General features: G+C 53.4%; 15 protein-coding genes and 1 other RNA gene. 14 read left to right on the top strand and 2 right to left on the bottom strand.

Features of this window, described 5'->3' with window-relative positions:
• Nucleotides 1-239: 239 nt before the first annotated feature.
• The 13 genes from KDC22_RS25155 (at nucleotide 240) to rnpB (ending at nucleotide 13,627) form a co-directional block, all read left to right on the top strand.
• The gene (locus tag KDC22_RS25155) at nucleotides 240-659 is read left to right on the top strand and encodes a cytidine deaminase (RefSeq protein WP_211720758.1); all 420 of its coding nucleotides are present in this window, start codon (nucleotides 240-242) and stop codon (nucleotides 657-659) included.
• Nucleotides 660-1,278: 619 nt separating this feature from the next.
• Entirely contained in the window at nucleotides 1,279-2,169 is an 891-nt protein-coding gene (gene era, locus KDC22_RS25150; RefSeq protein WP_173128333.1) for a GTPase Era, read from the top strand.
• Between the two features lie 107 nt (nucleotides 2,170-2,276).
• Entirely contained in the window at nucleotides 2,277-2,420 is a 144-nt protein-coding gene (locus KDC22_RS25145) for a YqzL family protein (protein ID WP_173128330.1), read from the top strand.
• A gap of 36 nt (nucleotides 2,421-2,456) precedes the next feature.
• A complete protein-coding gene (gene recO, locus KDC22_RS25140; RefSeq protein WP_211720757.1) occupies nucleotides 2,457-3,212 on the top strand; it encodes a DNA repair protein RecO in 756 nt (251 codons plus the stop codon).
• A 449-nt stretch (nucleotides 3,213-3,661) separates the two neighbouring features.
• The gene (glyQ, locus tag KDC22_RS25135; RefSeq protein ID WP_173128324.1) at nucleotides 3,662-4,549 is read left to right on the top strand and encodes a glycine--tRNA ligase subunit alpha; all 888 of its coding nucleotides are present in this window, start codon (nucleotides 3,662-3,664) and stop codon (nucleotides 4,547-4,549) included.
• A complete protein-coding gene (gene glyS / locus KDC22_RS25130) occupies nucleotides 4,542-6,623 on the top strand; it encodes a glycine--tRNA ligase subunit beta (RefSeq protein ID WP_211720756.1) in 2,082 nt (693 codons plus the stop codon). The genes glyQ and glyS overlap by 8 nt, the downstream gene beginning before the upstream one ends.
• A gap of 186 nt (nucleotides 6,624-6,809) precedes the next feature.
• Entirely contained in the window at nucleotides 6,810-7,271 is a 462-nt protein-coding gene (locus KDC22_RS25125; RefSeq protein ID WP_211720755.1) for a YaiI/YqxD family protein, read from the top strand.
• Nucleotides 7,272-7,301: 30 nt separating this feature from the next.
• Nucleotides 7,302-9,137, top strand: coding sequence for a DNA primase (gene dnaG / locus KDC22_RS25120; RefSeq protein WP_216857141.1), 1,836 nt, complete (start codon nucleotides 7,302-7,304; stop codon nucleotides 9,135-9,137).
• A 40-nt stretch (nucleotides 9,138-9,177) separates the two neighbouring features.
• Nucleotides 9,178-10,311, top strand: a complete 1,134-nt coding sequence (rpoD, locus tag KDC22_RS25115) for an RNA polymerase sigma factor RpoD (protein WP_211720754.1) — start codon at nucleotides 9,178-9,180, stop codon at nucleotides 10,309-10,311.
• Between the two features lie 125 nt (nucleotides 10,312-10,436).
• Nucleotides 10,437-11,264: a hypothetical protein gene (locus tag KDC22_RS25110; RefSeq protein ID WP_173128312.1), complete on the top strand. Its 828-nt coding sequence runs from the start codon at nucleotides 10,437-10,439 to the stop codon at nucleotides 11,262-11,264.
• Nucleotides 11,261-12,040 carry a tRNA (adenine(22)-N(1))-methyltransferase gene (locus KDC22_RS25105; protein WP_211720753.1) on the top strand — a complete coding sequence of 260 codons (780 nt, stop codon included), beginning with the start codon at nucleotides 11,261-11,263 and terminating at the stop codon, nucleotides 12,038-12,040. Before KDC22_RS25110 ends, KDC22_RS25105 begins: the two co-directional genes overlap by 4 nt.
• Nucleotides 12,016-13,131, top strand: coding sequence for a Nif3-like dinuclear metal center hexameric protein (locus KDC22_RS25100; protein ID WP_211720752.1), 1,116 nt, complete (start codon nucleotides 12,016-12,018; stop codon nucleotides 13,129-13,131). The genes KDC22_RS25105 and KDC22_RS25100 overlap by 25 nt, the downstream gene beginning before the upstream one ends.
• Before the next feature lie 78 nt (nucleotides 13,132-13,209).
• Nucleotides 13,210-13,627: RNase P RNA component class A (gene rnpB, locus KDC22_RS25095), an RNA gene on the top strand.
• Nucleotides 13,628-13,747: 120 nt separating this feature from the next.
• Here the strand turns inward: rnpB and KDC22_RS25090 are convergent.
• A complete protein-coding gene (locus KDC22_RS25090; protein ID WP_211720751.1) occupies nucleotides 13,748-14,962 on the bottom strand; it encodes an aminotransferase-like domain-containing protein in 1,215 nt (404 codons plus the stop codon).
• 95 nt (nucleotides 14,963-15,057) lie between these two features.
• Between KDC22_RS25090 and pdxR the strand changes: the two genes are divergently transcribed.
• The gene (gene pdxR, locus KDC22_RS25085) at nucleotides 15,058-16,497 is read left to right on the top strand and encodes a MocR-like pyridoxine biosynthesis transcription factor PdxR (protein ID WP_211720750.1); all 1,440 of its coding nucleotides are present in this window, start codon (nucleotides 15,058-15,060) and stop codon (nucleotides 16,495-16,497) included.
• Nucleotides 16,498-16,504: 7 nt separating this feature from the next.
• On the opposite strand, the gene KDC22_RS25080 is transcribed toward pdxR, so the two are convergent.
• Nucleotides 16,505-18,373: a S8 family peptidase gene (locus KDC22_RS25080; protein WP_211720749.1), complete on the bottom strand. Its 1,869-nt coding sequence runs from the start codon at nucleotides 18,371-18,373 to the stop codon at nucleotides 16,505-16,507.
• Nucleotides 18,374-18,500 lie beyond the last annotated feature (127 nt).

Below are 18,500 nucleotides of genomic sequence, written 5' to 3'. Positions count from 1 at the left end.
AGCTTATGTAAGAGACGGACCCGCTTTGTGCGTTCCGTCATCTTTACTTAGAACGACAAAACCGGGTTAAGTTTGTTATGTTTACAAAGCGGGTTTTGTACGAAGAATAACCGATGCGGTGAATGTTTACGGTGCTTAAGCGAATGCTCACAAAACTTAAGCGGATGCTTACGAGGCGAGTTTTATTTCGAAGAAGATTCATGAAGTGAATGCTCAATAAAACTTTCAGGAGGACAACTATGGATTCTGCTCTACTTCTTCAGGAAGCGATCAAGGCAAGAGCCAATGCATATATACCGTATTCCCGGTTCGGGGTCGGTGCTGCGCTGCTGGATCAGGACGGCAAGGTCCACCACGGCTGCAATATTGAGAATGCCGCTTACGGTCCAACCAACTGCGGTGAGCGGACCGCCATGTTCCGCGCGATTGCGGACGGTCATAAGCCGGGTACCTTCAAAGCCATCGCTGTGGTGGCGGATACGGATGGACCTGTGTCGCCTTGCGGCGTCTGCCGCCAGGTAATGGTTGAGCTGTGCGGGCCTGACATGCCGGTCATCCTCGGTAACCTGAAGGGTGACATTGTGGAGACTACCGTGCGTGATCTGCTCCCGGGCGCTTTCGGCCCTGCGGACCTGGAGCAGGGGCAGGCTCCGGAGTAAACGGCAAGCTTGTGAAGACGGTTGCCGTTCGGTAGCAGGATCATAAGTGTATACCGTATGAGCCCGAGCTTTAAGTGTATTTGGTACAACTATATTTACGTCAGGCTAGCTATAATAGGGTTTAAGTGTAAATTGTACAACTAAATTCGCGGTGGATTGCCAAAAGTGGCTTTGCTGAGGAAATTAGATGTACAAATTACAGCTAAACTGCAAAAACCTCTGAATTTGAGCAGAATAAGTGTACAAAATACAACTAAAAAATGTTATCAGGTGTATAGTTACCTAGGCAGTTCGATGTTTAGGTATCCAAGTAACCAGTTTCTTCTCGCGCTGCAGTTAAGCGTGTTCCCGCAGGGAACGTAAGCGTTCATGCTCCAGAGCGTCTTGTTCACGCCAAACGTTGGCGACCGCCAATCAACCGCGCCGTAGTCAAGCGTGTTCCCACAGGGAACGAAAAGCGCTCGTGCTTCCAAAGTCTCTTACCGCGCCAAGCGCTGCGCCCACGCCATTTCCGGATGTCCAGAGGGCCGGGGCCCTTGGGGTCCCCCTTGGCGAAGGGGGATTTAGGGGGATCGAACGCTTTTGACCAAGTTGTTAGACAAATAGGAAGGAAGATTATATGAAATTCAAATCAGGGTTTGTCGCCATTATCGGCAGACCGAACGTAGGCAAATCAACACTAATGAACCAGGTGATCGGCCAGAAGATCGCCATTATGTCGGACAAGCCGCAGACCACCCGCAACAAAATTCACGGGGTATATACGGCAAATAACTCACAGATCGTATTCCTGGATACACCGGGTATTCATAAAAGACAATCCAAGCTGGGCGATTACATGAATCAGACGGCGATGAGCACTCTGCATGAAGTGGAAGCGGTATTGTTCCTCGTGGATGCCTCAGAGGGTATGGGCGGCGGCGACCGCTTTATCGCGGAACAGCTGGGCGCGATTAAGACACCGGTAATTCTTGTCATGAACAAGATTGACAAGATTGAGCCGGAAGCGCTGCTGCCGATGATTACGGAATACAACAAGCTGCATGAGTTCGCCGAAATCGTACCGATCTCTGCCAAGATGGGTAATAATGTCAACACGCTGCTGGAGCAGGTGCAGAAATATCTGCCGGAAGGCCCGCAGTATTATCCTGACGACCAGATTACCGATCACCCCGAGCAGTTCGTCTGTGCGGAGCTGATCCGCGAGAAGATTCTGCATCTGACCCGCGAAGAGGTCCCGCATTCCATTGCCGTGGCGATTGAGGACATGAGTGTTGAGCCTAACGGGGTTGTGCATATTTCGGCAGTTATTTTTGTGGAGCGGGATTCCCAGAAGGGGATCATTATCGGCAAGCAGGGGGCTCTGCTGAAAGAAGTCGGACGCCGTGCGCGGACAGATATTGAGAACCTGCTGGGCTCGAAGATTTTCCTGGAATTATGGGTGAAGGTGAAAAAAGACTGGCGCAACCAGGACCGCGTACTGCGGGATTTGGGCTTCCACAAAGATTGATTACCCTCCTCCAGCAGCCTTGGCAGGAATTGCAAGGATAGATCCCCCAGCTTCGCACATCCTACTTCTGAAGGAACATCGTGTTTCCGAAGAAAGGATGAATACGAATGCGGAATTTTTCGTGGAAGTATTTTGCAATGACTGGAGATCTCGATGCGTATTTGCTGTACAGGGAAGCTGGGGATTCGCCGGAGGGCAGCGGTCCGCTGCCGGCGGAGGAAGAGATGGATATCAATGAAGAAGCACAATAAGAACTGGTTGCTTGCCGAGTGGTTGGGGGAAGAGGCATGCTATACAGGGTGGAAGGGATCGTCATCCGCAGCATGGACTACGGCGAAGGGAACGCCATTATTACGCTTTGCACCGAGAACGCCGGTAAAGTAGGGGTTCTGGTGCGGGGCGCGAAGAAGGTCAAAAGCCGCCATGCTGCCCTGATCCAACTGTTCACAACAGGAGAATTTGTGTTCTTCCGCAACAACGGCGGGCTGGGAACACTGAATGCCGGAGAGATCACGAAGTCCCATCACCCGCTGCGCGAGGATCTTGTCAAAGCGGCATACGCATCTTATGCCTGCGAGCTGCTCGACCGGGTGCTGCATGATGAAGAGACGGGCAGCTTCTGGTTCCGTCAATTAAGCGCCTGCCTGAATGCACTTGAAGAAGACAAAGAGCCTGGCATCATCATCAATGTATTCGAAATGAAGGTGTTGCAGGCTGCAGGCTACGGCCCGCAGCTTGATACCTGTATCGTCTGTGACAAGGACAAGCCGGATGAAGAGCTGAGAATCAGCCCCCGCCTTGGCGGCGTTTTATGCCGAAGCTGCCGTCATAATGATCCTGCGGCGATGGAGATTTCCCCGCGGGCCCTGAAGCTGCTGCGGGTATTCGCCGCACTTGATCTGACCCGGCTCGGCAATGTGGATGTGAAGCCGGAGACTCGCACCGAGCTCAAGACCGTGATGCGCGGATTTATGGATATGCAGCTGGGGCTCAGACTGAAGTCACAGAGCTTCCTGGACCAGCTCGACAAATACAATATTTGACGAAACACGAATTATCCGTTACTATAAGTTCAGTTTCATTGAATGAATAACTTGCCGTGTCTGCTCCAGATTATGGAGAGAGTGCATTGATCGGGAAAGTAGTGAACTGAATTGTCGCTTCAGCGAGCCGGGGAGAGTGGAAGCCTGGCGGGACAACGTTCATGAACAGGGCGCCCGGGAGTACGGAAGCGGCAGCATGAAAAGTGGATTTCGCGCGAAGCGTAATCAAGTAGGGTGGAACCGCGGGAGAAGAACTTATAGCTCTCGTCCCTATGTCTGTTCATCAGGCATGGGGGCGGGAGCTTTTTTGCATGTGGCAGGGACTGGAGAGAACTCTCCCATCGTCCGCCGCAGAATATAGAAGCTAGTGCCGCCTCCATCGCGCAGCAGCAAGAGACAGTCACAAGCAAGAGGCAGTACACACTTGTAAAGCGAAGGAGCCGGTAGTTATGAACTTTCAGCAGATGATTCTCACCCTGCAGCAGTTCTGGGCAGCCCAGAATTGTATTCTCGTCCAGCCGTATGATACGGAAAAAGGGGCGGGCACGATGAATCCTATGACTTTTTTGCGTTCCCTGGGTCCGGAGCCGTGGAAGGTTGCTTATGTTGAGCCTTCACGCCGTCCGTCCGACGGCCGGTATGGAGAGAACCCGAACCGTCTGTACCAGCATCACCAGTTCCAGGTCATCATCAAGCCATCACCCGATAATATTCAGGAGCTGTACCTGGACAGCTTGAAGGCACTGGGCGTAGATCCCCTGCTGCATGATGTGCGGTTTGTCGAGGACAACTGGGAGAATCCGTCCCTGGGCTGTGCGGGTCTCGGCTGGGAAGTCTGGCTGGACGGGATGGAAATCACCCAATTCACTTACTTCCAGCAGGTAGGCGGAATTGAAGCAAGTCCGGTAGCGGTGGAGATTACCTACGGTATGGAGCGTCTCGCCTCCTACATTCAGGATAAAGAAAATGTCTTCGACCTGGAATGGGTGGACGGCATGACTTACGGGGATGTGTTCCATCAGCCGGAAGTCGAGCATTCCACGTATACCTTTGAAGTCTCAGATGTCAAAATGCTGTTCAGCCTGTTCAACACCTACGAAGAGGAAGCCCGTAGAGCGATGGAGAATCACCTTGTCTTCCCGGCCTACGATTATGTGCTGAAATGCTCGCACACCTTCAACCTGCTGGATGCGCGCGGAGCAATCAGTGTAACCGAACGTACAGGTTTCATTACAAGAGTACGTAATCTTGCCCGCACCGTAGCGGCAACATATCTGGAGGAACGCGAGAAGCTGGGCTTCCCGCTGCTGAAGAAAGAGGGTGCTGACCTTGTCTAAGGATATTCTGTTCGAGATCGGTCTGGAGGAAATCCCTGCACGCTTTATCCGCGCGGCTATGGAACAATTGAAGGACCGGACCGTGAAGTGGCTGGAAGCCTCGCGGATCAGCCATAGTGGCGTTACAGCCTATGCGACACCGCGCCGTCTGGCCGTACTGGTGAAGGATGCTGCGGAGCGCCAGGAGGACGTAAGTGAAGAAGTCAAAGGTCCGTCACGCAAAATCGCCCTGGATGCCAGCGGCGAATGGAGTAAGGCTGCACTGGGCTTTGCCCGCAGCCAGGGCGCCACGCCGGAGCAGTTCACGTTCAAGGAGCTAGCTGGCGTCGAATATATCTATGTGACCAAGAGCAGCACCGGTATCGAAACAGCCTCATTGCTCTCGGAAGGCCTGTCAGGCATTGTAAGTGCCATGACTTTCCCGAAAAATATGCGCTGGGGTGCTTATGATTTCAAATTTGTCCGTCCGATCCGCTGGATGGTTGCTCTCTTCGGCCAGGAGATTATTGACCTTACGATTACCGGAGTCAAAGCCGGCAATGTGAGCCGCGGCCACCGGTTCCTCGGAGAAGAAGCGGTGATTGCTGAACCTGCCCTATACGTGGAAGCTCTGCGCAGCCAGCATGTGCTGGTAGATGTGAAGGAACGCGAAGAGCTGATTCTAAGCGGAATTCATAAGCTTGCGGAAGAGAAAAGCTGGAAGATTGCCATCAAGGAGGATCTGCTGGAAGAAGTGCTGTTCCTGGTAGAGACACCGACCGTCTTGTTCGGTACCTTCGACCCTGCCTTCCTCAATATTCCGCAGGATGTGCTGATTACCTCCATGCGTGAGCATCAGCGTTACTTCCCTGTTTTTGGAGCAGACGGCAAGCTGCTGCCATTCTTCGTAACCGTGCGTAACGGCAATGCCGTCTCGCTGGATGTTATCGCCAAAGGCAACGAGAAGGTGCTGCGCGCCCGGTTGTCGGACGCCAAGTTCTTTTATGAAGAAGATCAGAAGCTGCAGATTAACGATGCGCTGGCCAAGCTGGAGAATATCGTCTATCATGAAGAGCTGGGCAGTGTCGGTGACAAAGTGCGCCGTATCCGCGCGATTGCAGACCGTCTCGCTGTGAAGCTTGGGCTGCCGGCAGGAGCTGCTGCTGAAGTCAGCCGGACTGCGGATATTTGCAAATTCGATCTGGTTACCCAAATGGTGGGTGAATTCCCTGAGCTGCAAGGCACGATGGGTGAGGATTATGCCCGCAAGGCCGGTGAGCCTGAGCAGGTGTCGAAAGCGGTCTTCGAGCACTATCAGCCGCGATTCGCCGGAGATGCTGTTCCTTCTACACAGGCAGGCCTTGTAGTCAGTCTTGCTGACAAAGTCGATACGATTGTTGGCTGCTTCTCCATTGGAATCATCCCGACCGGTTCCCAGGACCCCTATGCGCTGCGCCGTCAGGCGGCAGGCATTGTACAGATCGTGCTGGAGCATCAGCTTAATATCAGCCTGGAGGAGATTTTTGCCGCGGCGCTGGAAGTTCATGAAAGTTTGCGTTCAGAGAAACATTTCACCCCTGAACTGCGTATTAACCTGTACGAGTTCTTCGGCCTGCGCGTCAAACGGCTGCTGTCTGACAACAATGTCCGCTATGACGTTGTGGATGCAGCACTAGCCGCAGGGTTCGATGATATTGTTGATGTAGTAAGCAGAAGCCTGGCCTTGATGAATGCGGTGACAGATGTGGCTGATTTCAAAATCACCGTGGATTCACTGACGCGTGTCAGCAATCTGGCCGCCAAAGCCCCGGAAGGTGCAGTGATCGAACCTTCACTGCTTAAGGAAGAGGCGGAGCAGAAGCTGTACGATACTTGGCAGAGTATTCATGAGCCTTACCGCGCAGCACTGGAAGTCAGACATGCTGCTGAAGCTCTGCAGATTCTGTCGGGCCTGAAGGATGCCGTTACCGGATTCTTCGATTCGGTTATGGTTATGGCTGAAGACGAGGCGGTTCGCGCTAACCGTCTGGCGCTCTTGTCAGGCATTCATGCGGATTCCAGATTGTTTGCCGATTTCAGCAAGCTGGTGTGGTAATCACGGGCTGTTTTAAGTAATGTTTGTGATTTTATGGTATAGATCGAGGGTTTAGGGTATAAATATACGGAACGGTGCCAATGCGTAAGTTGACATTCGTTCCGTATTTATGCTTTACGAAAGAAGGATTTTGCCGGGCACGGAGCGTAATATATATTACACGGGAATTTGGTGAGGCTTGTGGTAATGTCCCAGTCCAGAAAGATTGTCGTTGATGGGGATGCTTGTCCGGTCAAGACGGAGATTATTGCCGTGGCCCGCAGCTTTGGCCTTCCGGTGCTGATGGTTTCCTCCTACGATCATGTGCTGAGGGCCGAAGAAGGCGTTATGGTGGTCCAGGTGGACCGCGGGGCTGACAGTGCCGATTTGTATATCGCCAACCATATTGCTGCAGGAGATGTCGTAATTACGCAGGATTATGGACTCGCGGCGCTGGCGCTGGGCAAACGCTGCAAGGTGCTCTCGAACCGGGGACAGGAATATGAGGATTCCAAAATGGATTTTATGCTGGAGGGCAGACATGCCCGCGCGGTAGAACGCAGACGGGGCCACTATTCCAAGGGGCCAAAAGCGATTACCGCAGAGGAAAAAACTTTTTTTCAACATAAACTGACAAAACTTTTGAGAATTTTGCAGGAGAATGTCTAGCTGTAGCGAATTATATTTATTTGTTAAGAGATGAAGGTGGTTGAAGTGGCTAGCGGACATGGTACGATTCCCGAAGAGGTTATCGAGAACGTGCTGGCACGGCATGATATTGTCGATACAGTCAGTAAGGTTGTCCAATTGTCCAAGCAAGGCAAATATTTATGGGGCCTCTGCCCGTTCCATTCGGAGAAATCGCCTTCCTTCACCGTCACCCCTGACCGGGGGGTCTTTCATTGCTTTGGCTGCGGTATGGGCGGAAATGCCATCAAATTCAGGATGGAAATCGAAGGATTATCTTTCCCCGAAGCAGTCAGAATAATGGCGGAAGAGAGTGATATCCCCGTTCCTGAGGGTAGAGGCGGGGCCATGGCTCCGCCTGATCCGGAGCGGGACAGGCTGATTCAGGCCTATGAATTATCGGCGAAGTTTTATCATTTTTTGCTGAAGAACACGGAATACGGCACTGCCGCCATGGATTACTTAAGAACCCGGGGCTTCAGCGACAAAATGATCGACCAGTTCCAGATTGGCTATGCGCCTGACCGCTGGGACACGCTGCTGCAGTTTCTGGAGAAACGCAGCTTCGATCTCGCCGAGATGGAGAAGGGCGGGCTGCTGTCCGTCCGGGGAGAGAACAAAGGATATCTGGACCGCTTTCGCGGCCGGGTTATTTTTCCGATTGCGAACCGGATGGGCAAGACGATCGCCTTCGCCGGACGAATTCTCGGGGAAGGGCAGCCGAAGTATCTGAACTCCCCAGAGAGCCGGTTATTTAACAAAAGCCGGATTCTGTACAATCTGCACCAGTCCAAAGCATCCATCCGCAAAACGCGGCAAATCGTCCTGTTCGAGGGATACGGTGATGTCATTTCGGCTTGGGAGGCAGGTGTGCATAACGGGGTAGCCACGATGGGAACATCGCTCACCGAGGGTCATGTGGCATTGATGAAGAGCCTCGGGGATGAGATTGTGCTTGCCTATGATGGAGATAAGGCTGGACAAGCCGCAGCCCTTAAGGCTATTCCCCTCCTGGAAGACAGCGGGCTGAGAGTTAAGGTTGCACTGCTGCCAAGCGGTCTGGACCCGGATGAATTCATCTCCCGGCATGGCGGGGACAGGTTCAGGGAACAGGTGATTGACTCTGCGGTGTCCTCCATCAAATTTAAGCTTATATATCTGAAAAAAAACCATATACTCCTAGAGGAAGACGGCAAAATTGCCTATGTCAAGGAGGCTCTGGAGATTATCGCCGGGCTTCATTCTTCAACGGAGCGGGAGGTGTACCTGCGGGAAATCTCCTCCGAACTTGAGCTGTCCTATGACAGCTTGAAGCAGGATTGCAATTTACTTCGGGCCTCCATGCAAAAAAACAACCCCGAAGGGGATAATAACGATAAAAGGTGGAATAATGGTAGGCATAAAAAAGGGCAAGTGCAGACACCTACATTACTGCCTGCTTACCATGTTGCGGAACGGCGCCTTTTGTCATTCATGATTCAGGACCCGGAAGCGGCGGCCTATGTGGGTGAACGGCTCGGGGAAGAGTTCAATATTGATGATCATGCGGCAATAGCCGCTTATCTATATGCTTACTATGCGCAAGGCAAACCACCCGGCATCAGCCGGTTTCTATCATCGCTTCAGGATGACCGTCTGGAGAAGACCGCAACGGCAATCTCCATGATGGACACCCCTCCGGACTGGAACACGCAGGTGCTGGACGATTGTATTCGTGAAGTGCAGAAGTATCCTCTGCTGCGCAAAATTGAGCCCAAGCGTGAAGAGATGATCCAGGCGGAGAAATCCGGTGACTTTTTGCGTGCAGCACAAATAGCAAGTGAAATTTTAGCCCTAGAGAGACAATGAGAAGTTGACAGGATGTACCTAGGGAGGAGGGAGTCGAATTATGGCGAACGATCAGCACACTGAAATGGAAGCGGAATTTACTCTGGATCAGGTTAAGGATCAGCTTATTGATCACGGCAAGAAAAGATCATCACTCAATTACAAAGATATTATGGAGAAATTGTCACCATTTGATCAGGACCCCGAGCAGATGGAGGAATTCTACGAACAGCTCAGCGATCTGGGGATCGAGGTTGTGAATGAGAATGATGAAGAGGTGAACAGCCTCCGCCCAAGCGAGGACAATGAGGACAAAGAGGGAGATGACTTCAGCTTTGACGATGATTTGTCGCTGCCTCCGGGTATCAAGATCAACGACCCCGTCCGGATGTATCTGAAGGAAATCGGCCGTGTGCCGCTGTTATCGGCTGACGATGAAGTGGAACTGGCGATGAGAATCAAGAACGGCGATGAGGAAGCGAAGCGGAGACTGGCAGAAGCGAATCTGCGGCTCGTGGTCAGTATCGCCAAGCGTTATGTGGGCCGCGGCATGCTGTTCCTGGATTTGATTCAGGAAGGCAATATGGGTCTGATCAAAGCGGTTGAGAAGTTTGACCATAACAAAGGCTTCAAATTCAGTACCTATGCGACCTGGTGGATTCGCCAGGCGATTACGCGTGCGATTGCCGACCAGGCGCGTACGATCCGTATTCCGGTGCATATGGTCGAAACCATTAACAAATTGATCCGGGTCTCCCGTCAATTACTGCAGGAGCTGGGACGCGAGCCGTCGCCGGAAGAGATTGCAGCAGAGATGGAGCTTACCGTTGAGAAGGTTAGAGAGATTATGAAGATTGCCCAGGAGCCGGTATCCCTTGAGACACCTATCGGTGAGGAAGATGATTCGCATCTGGGAGATTTCATCGAGGATCAGGAGGCGTTGGCGCCTGCGGATGCAGCGGCTTATGAGCTGCTGAAGGAACAGCTGGAGGATGTACTGGACACGCTCACGGAGCGTGAAGAGAATGTGCTTCGGCTGCGCTTCGGACTGGATGACGGCCGGACGAGAACGCTGGAGGAAGTGGGCAAGGTGTTCGGCGTTACCCGTGAGCGGATTCGTCAGATCGAAGCTAAGGCGCTGCGTAAGCTGCGTCACCCGAGCCGCAGCAAGCGGCTGAAGGATTTCCTCGAATAGGCTATACAACCGGACCTTCTGCTGCACGGTGGCAGGGGGTCCTATGTGTTTGTGGGGGGTCCCGCTTGGCGGGGGTTCTTGCTATACGGTGAAGGCAAGTTCTGTTCTGGAAAGAGGGATGCCGGTTGAATCTGGAGAAACGTGACACTATATTAAGAGAAATCCAATACTGGAGAAGAAGCAAGCTGCTGCCCGAGCAATACTGTGACTTCCTGACCAACCTCTATGATGAGGATCAAGCAGAGATGAAAGACAGCAATCCGGTATCCTTGCGGAATCTCCAGCAGGGAAGCATCAAAATTTGGCTGTTTGGTTTTGGAATTATTTCCTTGATTTTCTTGATTAGTCTTTATTTTAGCGTTTTTCCCTGGCCTTTGCAACTTGGAACGGCGCTCAGTGTCTTAATTATTTGTTATGGATATTCGGCTATTTATTTGAACCGCAACAAGATGATCAGTCTGATGCTGGCGGGAATTGGCAGCGTATTAACGCTGGGATTCGGACTCTGGCTGATTGAGCTGCATGATCTTGATCCGGCTTTCTGGAGGCCTTTGTTAATTGCAGGCTGCGGTCTTTTATGGTGCGTGCTGGGATTCTTACTGCGCATCGGACTGCTTCACTTCTGCGGATATGCCTTTTGGGCGCTGCTGTATGCAGGGTTCTTCGGCCAGGTACGGCCGGATGCATCCATGCTTGAGCTGGAGCTGCTCTGGCTGCCGCTGTGTGTACTCATGATCTGGATGAGCTGGCTGCTGTATCACAAGGTCAGCGGGGTCTCAGGAGTGTATCTGGGCGTTGGAGTCTCCCTCTGGCTGATGCCGGAGGTGGATGCGTTGTGGCTCAGATCGGGATTCCCCGAATGGACTACACTTGTATTAATACTGAAGATAGCAGTGGGCCTTGCGCTGCTGTTCCTCTTCAGAAAAAAATGGATAACGTGGGTGGCCTCATGAACAACGTAAAATTATCAGACCGGCTTCAGTTGCTGCTGGAGCAGGTGCCACAGGGCAGCAGACTGGCCGATATCGGATCGGATCACGCGCTCTTGCCGGTTGCGGCTGTACAGAGCGGAATAGCTCCTGCTGCCATTGCAGGCGAAGTGAATCCCGGTCCCTATGAAGCTGCACTCCGGGGCGTAGCGGAAGCAGGGCTCGGCGGACAAATCACCGTACGGCGCGGAGACGGGCTTGAGGTGCTGGAGCCGGGAGAAGCGGACTGCATCACCATTGCCGGTATGGGCGGATCATTGATCGCAGCTATACTTGAACGCGGTCGGAAGCTGGGTAAGCTGGCCGGAGTGAAGACCCTTGCGCTGCAGCCGAATGTAGGCGAGGATATTCTCCGCCGCTGGCTGCTGGATAACGGCTGGGTGCTGGTCTCGGAGCATATTTTGGAAGAAGACGGTAAACGGTATGAGATCCTGACAGCTGCTCCTGAAGATGCTGAAGCTAAGCGGACGAATGAACAGCTCTACAGCGAATATGCTCTCGCCGGAGGCAAGGTAGTCTGTGACCAAGCCCTGCTGCTGCAGATGGGACCCTGGCTGCTGCAAGCACCGAATGAAGTGTTCGCGGCTAAGTGGCAGGGGGAAATCGCCAAGCTGGAAGGGATCCTAAGCTCGCTGTCGCGTTCAGAGCTGGAGGCGGCAGAAGAGAAGCGCAGCAAGATCAGACTGCAGATTAAGCGGATTACGGAGGTGCTGGAATGTTTGCCAAAGGACAGACTGTAATTGGATACATGGAGCAGCTTGCCCCGAAGCATCTGGCGGAGGAATGGGATAATGTCGGGCTTCAGGTAGGCAGCCTGCAGAAGGAGATTACCGGCGTACTGGTTGCTCTGGATGTCAATGAGCATATCGTGGACGAGGCGGTGGCCAAGGGCTGCAATCTGATTATTGCCCATCATGCTGTTATTTTCCGGCCGATCAAAGGCATTCTTACCGATACTCCTATGGGCCGGCTGTATGAGAAGCTGATCAAAAACGACATTGCCGTGTACATCAGCCATACCAATCTGGATGTGGCAGAAGGCGGAATGAATGACTGGATGGCGAAAGCGCTCGGCATTGAGAATGGCGCACCGATTAAAGATATTCATACAGAGCAATTGTCCAAGCTCGTTGTATTTGTGCCGAAGGATCATCATCAGAAGGTGCTGGATGCCATCCTGAACGCCGGAGCGGGCTGGATTGGCAATTACAGCCATTGCAGCTTCAATATCGAAGGCTATGGCACCTTCATCCCGCAGGAAGGCACAGACCCGTATATCGGTACGCCGGGCAAGCTGGAGCGCGCTGAAGAAGTCCGTATCGAGACGATTGTGCCGCATACCATCCGGAACAAAGTCGTACAGGCCATGCTGAAGGCCCATCCGTACGAAGAGGTGGCTTATGATCTGTATTCTATGGACCTCAAAGGCCGCAGCCTCGGACTGGGACGGGTGGGGAAGCTGACGAAGCCAGCCACGCTTGGAGAATTCGTCGAAACGGTCAAACGCGGGCTGGATGTGGAGAGCGTGCGGGTCGTTGGGGATCTGAACCGTCCGATCCGCAAGGCAGCAGTGATGGGCGGGTCCGGTGCCAAGTACTACAACAGCGCCATCTTCAAAGGGGCCGATGTGCTGGTGACTGGAGATATTGATTACCACACTGCGCAGGATGCGCACCTGGCTGGTATCGCATTGATCGATCCGGGTCATAATGCGGAGAAGATTATGAAGGAGAAGGTGGCCGAATTTCTGTCCGGCAAGCTGACTGAGCATAAGTATGGCACAGGGGTACATGCTTCTGCGCTGAATACCGAGCCTTTTCATTTCATGTAACTGTATTTCAGGGAGGCTGTAATTATTTACACTTGTGCAGGCTTATGCATATCTGTATAATATACAATGTTGTTTCGGAAAGTTTGACAGACAATCGCCGGTATGCGTGTGAACGTATGCGGGAGGAAAGTCCGGGCTCCACAAGGCAGGGTGCTGGATAACGTCCAGTCGGCGCGAGCTGAAGGATAGTGCCACAGAAATGGACCGCCGATGGCCGCTTTCGGGCGGCACAGGCAAGGATGGAACCGAGGTGTAAGAGACCCCGAGGAACGCTGGTGACTTCGTTCCTGGTAAACCCCATCTGGAGCAAGACCTAATGAGACGCAGCAGCTTCCTTAACCGGGAGCCGCAGCCTTCGCCTGAGGCGTGTCTAGGTTGGTCGCTGGAGCTGTGCAGTAATGTATGGCCTAGATAGATGATTGTCGCTTATGGTGGGAGGGTAGTTCCCGTTTGAACCACAACGAGCACAGAACCCGGCTTACGGCAAACTTTCCTAACTGACAACTATGACTATCTCTCAATAGCTAATACGTTAATAAAACAGCGATTCTCCGGTTACTTGGAGAATCGCTGTTCTGCGTTCTAGGTCTGTCCAGGGATAGCGTACGCGCTTGAATTATAGAGGGAGCAGCCGCTGCTCATAACGGGACAGTGCAGTCTCCAGCCGCTTTACGGCAATCGGAAGCAGCTCCGGCCGTGTATGGGTGAAATTCAGGCGCATGGCATTCCTCAGCGGCTGCTCGGAATAGAACACTTCACCGGGAACAAAGGCCACCCCCTCCTCTACGGCAAGCGGCAGCAGATCGGCAGTATGGATATGGGCAGGCAGGCTCAGCCAGAGGAACATGCCGCCGCGAGGCTCCAGGAAGCTCGCTTCCTGCCAACGCTGTGAAGAGAGCTCTGCCGAGAGCAGCCTCATCCGTGACTTATACTCCCGGGAGATCCGGCGGATATGTGCTTCAAGGTCGAACACGAGCAGTAGCTCATGCAAGGCCCGCTGGTCAATCGTACTGGAGTGCAGATCGGCTGCCTGCTTGGCCTTGGCGAGTATCTGGACCAGCTCCGCAGGACCCGCGATCCAGCCTGTGCGCAGCCCGGGTGCTGCGATTTTGGAGAAGGTGCCTGTATAGACCACACAAGGATCGCCGCCCAGTTCTCTGTCAATAGCAGCCAGGGTAGGCGGATAAGCTTGCGGTGATTCATCAAAGGCAATCTCCCCGTACGGGTTATCCTCCAGAATCAGCACACCATATCTCCGGCACAGTTCCACCACTTGTTCACGGCGTTCTCTGCTCCAGGTTGCACCAGTCGGATTGTTGAAGGTAGGCACAGCGTACAAGAGCTTAGGGCGGTGTGTGCGGAGCTGCTCTTCCAGATGCTCTGGAAGCATTCCTGCGTGATCGCTCATCACAACCTGAATGTCGGCGCGGTAAGAACCCAGGACCTGCAAGGCAGCAAGATAAGTCGGTGCCTCCACAAGCACGGCGTCCCCCGGATCAAGCATTATTCTGCAGAGAAGATCTATGGCTTGCTGGGAGCCGGTAGTGAGGATCATTTCATGTGCGGACACAGGCATACCCTGCTGCCCCAGTCTGGCCGCAATCTGTTCCCGCAGGGGAAGATAACCTTCTGTCAGTCCGTATTGCAGCGCAGTAACACTGCTCGTCAGTACACGGCTGTAAGCCTCCCGGATCGCCTCTGCCGGAAACAGCTCTTCAGCAGGCAGTCCGCCTGCGAGCGAGATGATGTCTTTGCCCTGTGTAATTTTGAGAATATCGCGGACAGCGGAGGACCCCAGATGGTTTGTCATTTCCGCATAGTTGATCTTCATATTCATGCTCCCTGCTATTCTGAATTTTGTAGTATCATAACGTTATAGCGGTATAACAGTAAAGCGGTAAATATAACAGTCAGGAGGAAGCAGCCATGCATATTGAATTACTCCGCAGCGGCGACAAATCGCTGCCGCAGCAGATCAGTGAGACGATCTCCCAGCGGATAACCTCAGGACTGCTGCAGCCGGGTTCCCGGCTGCCGTCCGTCAGAGGCCTGTCTTCCTCCTTGAAGGTATGCCAGGTAACGGTAAGCAAGGCTTATGCAGACCTGGAGACACGAGGGCACATCCTGTGCAGCCAGGGCAAAGGCTGCTATGTAACCGATCGGGAGCCAGGCAGGCAAGGCGCAGCAGCCGGATGGCAGGACAGTTACGATGACTATCTGCCACGGGCCCAGCTATGGCGTAATTTCGATGTTACAGAGGTGGACTATCCCTTTCACCTGGCGGCCATTCACAGCAGCCTTCTCCCGCTCGGGACGATTGGAGCGACGATGGCGGCTCTCGTAAGGGAACAGCCGGAGCTGATGGCCACCTACGGTAACTTCCAGGGTGATCCGGAGCTGCGCGAGGTGATGCGCAGGCATCTGCAGAGCCGCGGAATCCGGCTTAGCTCCGGTGATTTGATGATCACCAGCGGCTCCCAGCAGGGGATTGATCTGGTGGCCCGGACGTTCGTTGGTCCGGGGGATACCGTGTATCTGGAGGCGCCCAGCTACACCGGGGCGATTGATGTTTTTGCCGGGCGGGGAGCAGAGATGATCTTCGTTCCGATGGACGGGGAAGGCATGAGGGTAGACAAACTGACAGCAATGTGTGACCGGAAGCCGCCTAAGCTTATCTATACCAATCCGACCTTTCAGAATCCTAGCGGGGTCACGATGAGCATGACAAGAAGACAGCGGCTGCTCGAGCTTGCCCGCAGCTACCGCTGTCTCATCGTGGAGGATGATCCGTTCAGTGACCTGTATTTCCATCAGCCGCCTCCGGCTTCCATCAAGTCGATGGATACCGCCGGGCATGTAGTGTATATGAAGAGCTTCAGCAAGGTCCTGGCCCCCGGCTGCAGAATCGCCTGTGTTGCCGCTGAGGGCAATATTCTCTCCAGGCTGATCGCTGCCAAGTCTGCGAGTGACCTCGGCAGCCCGCTGTTGACCCAGCGGGCCGTATTACCCTTCATAGAACGCAAATATGAGGATTATGCTGCGAAGCTGAGGATAGCGCTGCGTATGCGTCAGGAAGCGGCGGCGAAGCTGCTTAAGCAGTATGCCCCGGCCGGGGTAACCTGGCGGTTGCCGGAGGGCGGCTTGAATCTGTGGCTGCAGCTGCCGGAATCTCCCGCAATTGATAAGCTGCATACCCTGGCTGAGCAGGAAGGAATTTCGTTCCTGCCGGGCGATGTCTGCTATGCCGGTGATATGCCCTCACGGCATATCCGGCTATGTTATTCGCAGCTTACGCAAGAAGGCATGGAGCGTGGACTCCGGCAGTTCCTGCTGCTGCTGGAGCGGCATTTGCGCTTCGGCAGCTAGCTTATTGCTATTGTATAGAGTTCAACTGTTTGCCGACATGCTGCGGGAACAATTGCAGCGGAACCTCACCTCCGCCTGCCGCCTGGAGGGTGCGGTAGATATCGACCTGGCCCCAGCCGTAATATTTATCATGTCCGGCATTCCCCAGATCCACAGCGTTAGCAGTCAGTAACTCCGTGACCTCCTTATTGGTCAGTGCAGGATTGAGCGAGCGCACCAGCCCGGCCAGGGCGGCCACATGAGGACTGGCCATCGAGGTACCGGATAACGCCGCATACTGGTTATCAGGATAGGTGCTGGCAATACTCTCCCCCGGGGCAGCTACATCAATGTAATCCCCGTAATTGGAGAAGGAGGCTCTGTCTCCGGAGGCGTTGGTTGCAGCTACCGCAATAACCTCTTCATATGCCGCCGGATAACCGGGGCGCTCCGTATTGTCATTACCTGAGGCGGAGACAATGACGATATCGCGGTCGTAGGCATATTTAATGGCATCATGCAGAAACTGTGAGTCGGCATAGTTGCCAAGGCTGAGATTAATCACCTTGGCTCCCTGGTCAGCCGCCCAAATGATCCCTTCGGCAACGGAATAGGTGGTGCCCGCCCCGGAGTTGTCGAGCGCTTTTACCGGAAGAATCTTGTTGTACCAGCTGATTCCGGCCACACCCTCCTGATTATTGGTCAATGCTCCGATAATGCCCGCAACATGCGTTCCATGACCTACATCATCATCCGGTGTGGAGCTGTTAGTGATAGCATTATATCCTGTAAGCAGTTGCCCCTTAAGGTCGGGGTGGTTCGCTTGAACACCGGTGTCCACAACGGCTACGACGACTTCCTTGCTGCCTTTGGACAGATTCCAGCCCTGCGCAGTTTCAATCGCCGGCAGATTCCACTGGTAAGTCGAGAAGAGCAGGTCATTGGGCGTAATCACGTTAGCCCCGGTATTTTCGCTGGCCGCATCATTGGTTAAGTACATATAGTGAGGCTCTGCGTACAGCGGATGCCACTTATTAGCGAAGTAAGTTTTGAGCTGGGAATAGCTCATTTGGTCCGAACGGAAGACATAAGCGTAGCCCAGCTTGCGCGGGGTCTTACAGCGGATATCGGCAGCGATCGTCTGAAGCTGTGCCGCAGTGGGATGCCCGTTAGGGAACCGGACCACGATCTCATTCTCGTAATAATGGCTGGCATTCTCATTGTCATGTCCTGTCTTGACCGTGATATCCTTCAGGGTATCCGCATGTACGGACTCAATACGATACTTGCCTTCCTTCGGATACGGGATAAGCCGCAGATTCTTGAGCTGATGCAGAGCAACCCGGTCCAGAATTTTCTGATTAATCAGGGCGATGACCGCAAGCTGGCCTTCCCGGTTACGCTGGGCAACGAAGTAATACTTTTTATCGCCGATAATAAAGGAAGGGGACTCATAGGCCTGGTGGCCTTTGATGGCTGATTTTGCTGTATTCAGGTATTGGAGCAGCAGCTTATTCTCCTGGTCGGTTCCTTCAGGCAGGGAGGATTTATAGGTAGTCGTCTTATGTATGCGGAAATCAACCAGCATCAGCAGGGTAATATGCCCGTGTCCCTGCTGCAGGCTAGTGGCATATGCTGAAATATCCTCAGGCGAAGCGCCATGGATATCCGCCAGCAGCGTGCTTAGATGTCTGTTTACATCCGCACGGTTCAGCTGGTCAGTGGCCGTTACATCCTGGACAAGGGCGGCTTTTTTAATGGTTTTCTCCTGCGGGGGATTAGGAACAGAGGCTTGTCTGAGTGTACCGCGGTCCTCCGGCCGCAGGGCAAAGGTGAGCAGCAGCACAGTCAGCGCAGCAGTGACCAGACCGGCGACGGTTAAATTTTTACGGGACATGATTTCCGCTCCTTCATCGTTATAGAATACCTGTTAGGGTTAGAAGGGAGGGCATGTTTTATGCATCATAGAAAAGGATACCGCCGTCCTTGGTTTTATGTTAATATCAGAAAGTAAGCGCCTTCCA

It is taken from the genome of Paenibacillus tritici (assembly GCF_018207515.1).
Lineage (GTDB): Bacteria > Bacillota > Bacilli > Paenibacillales > Paenibacillaceae > Paenibacillus_AQ > Paenibacillus_AQ tritici.
The sequence above is the reverse complement of the archived record's forward strand: the minus strand, read 5'-3'. Positions and strand labels throughout refer to the sequence as shown.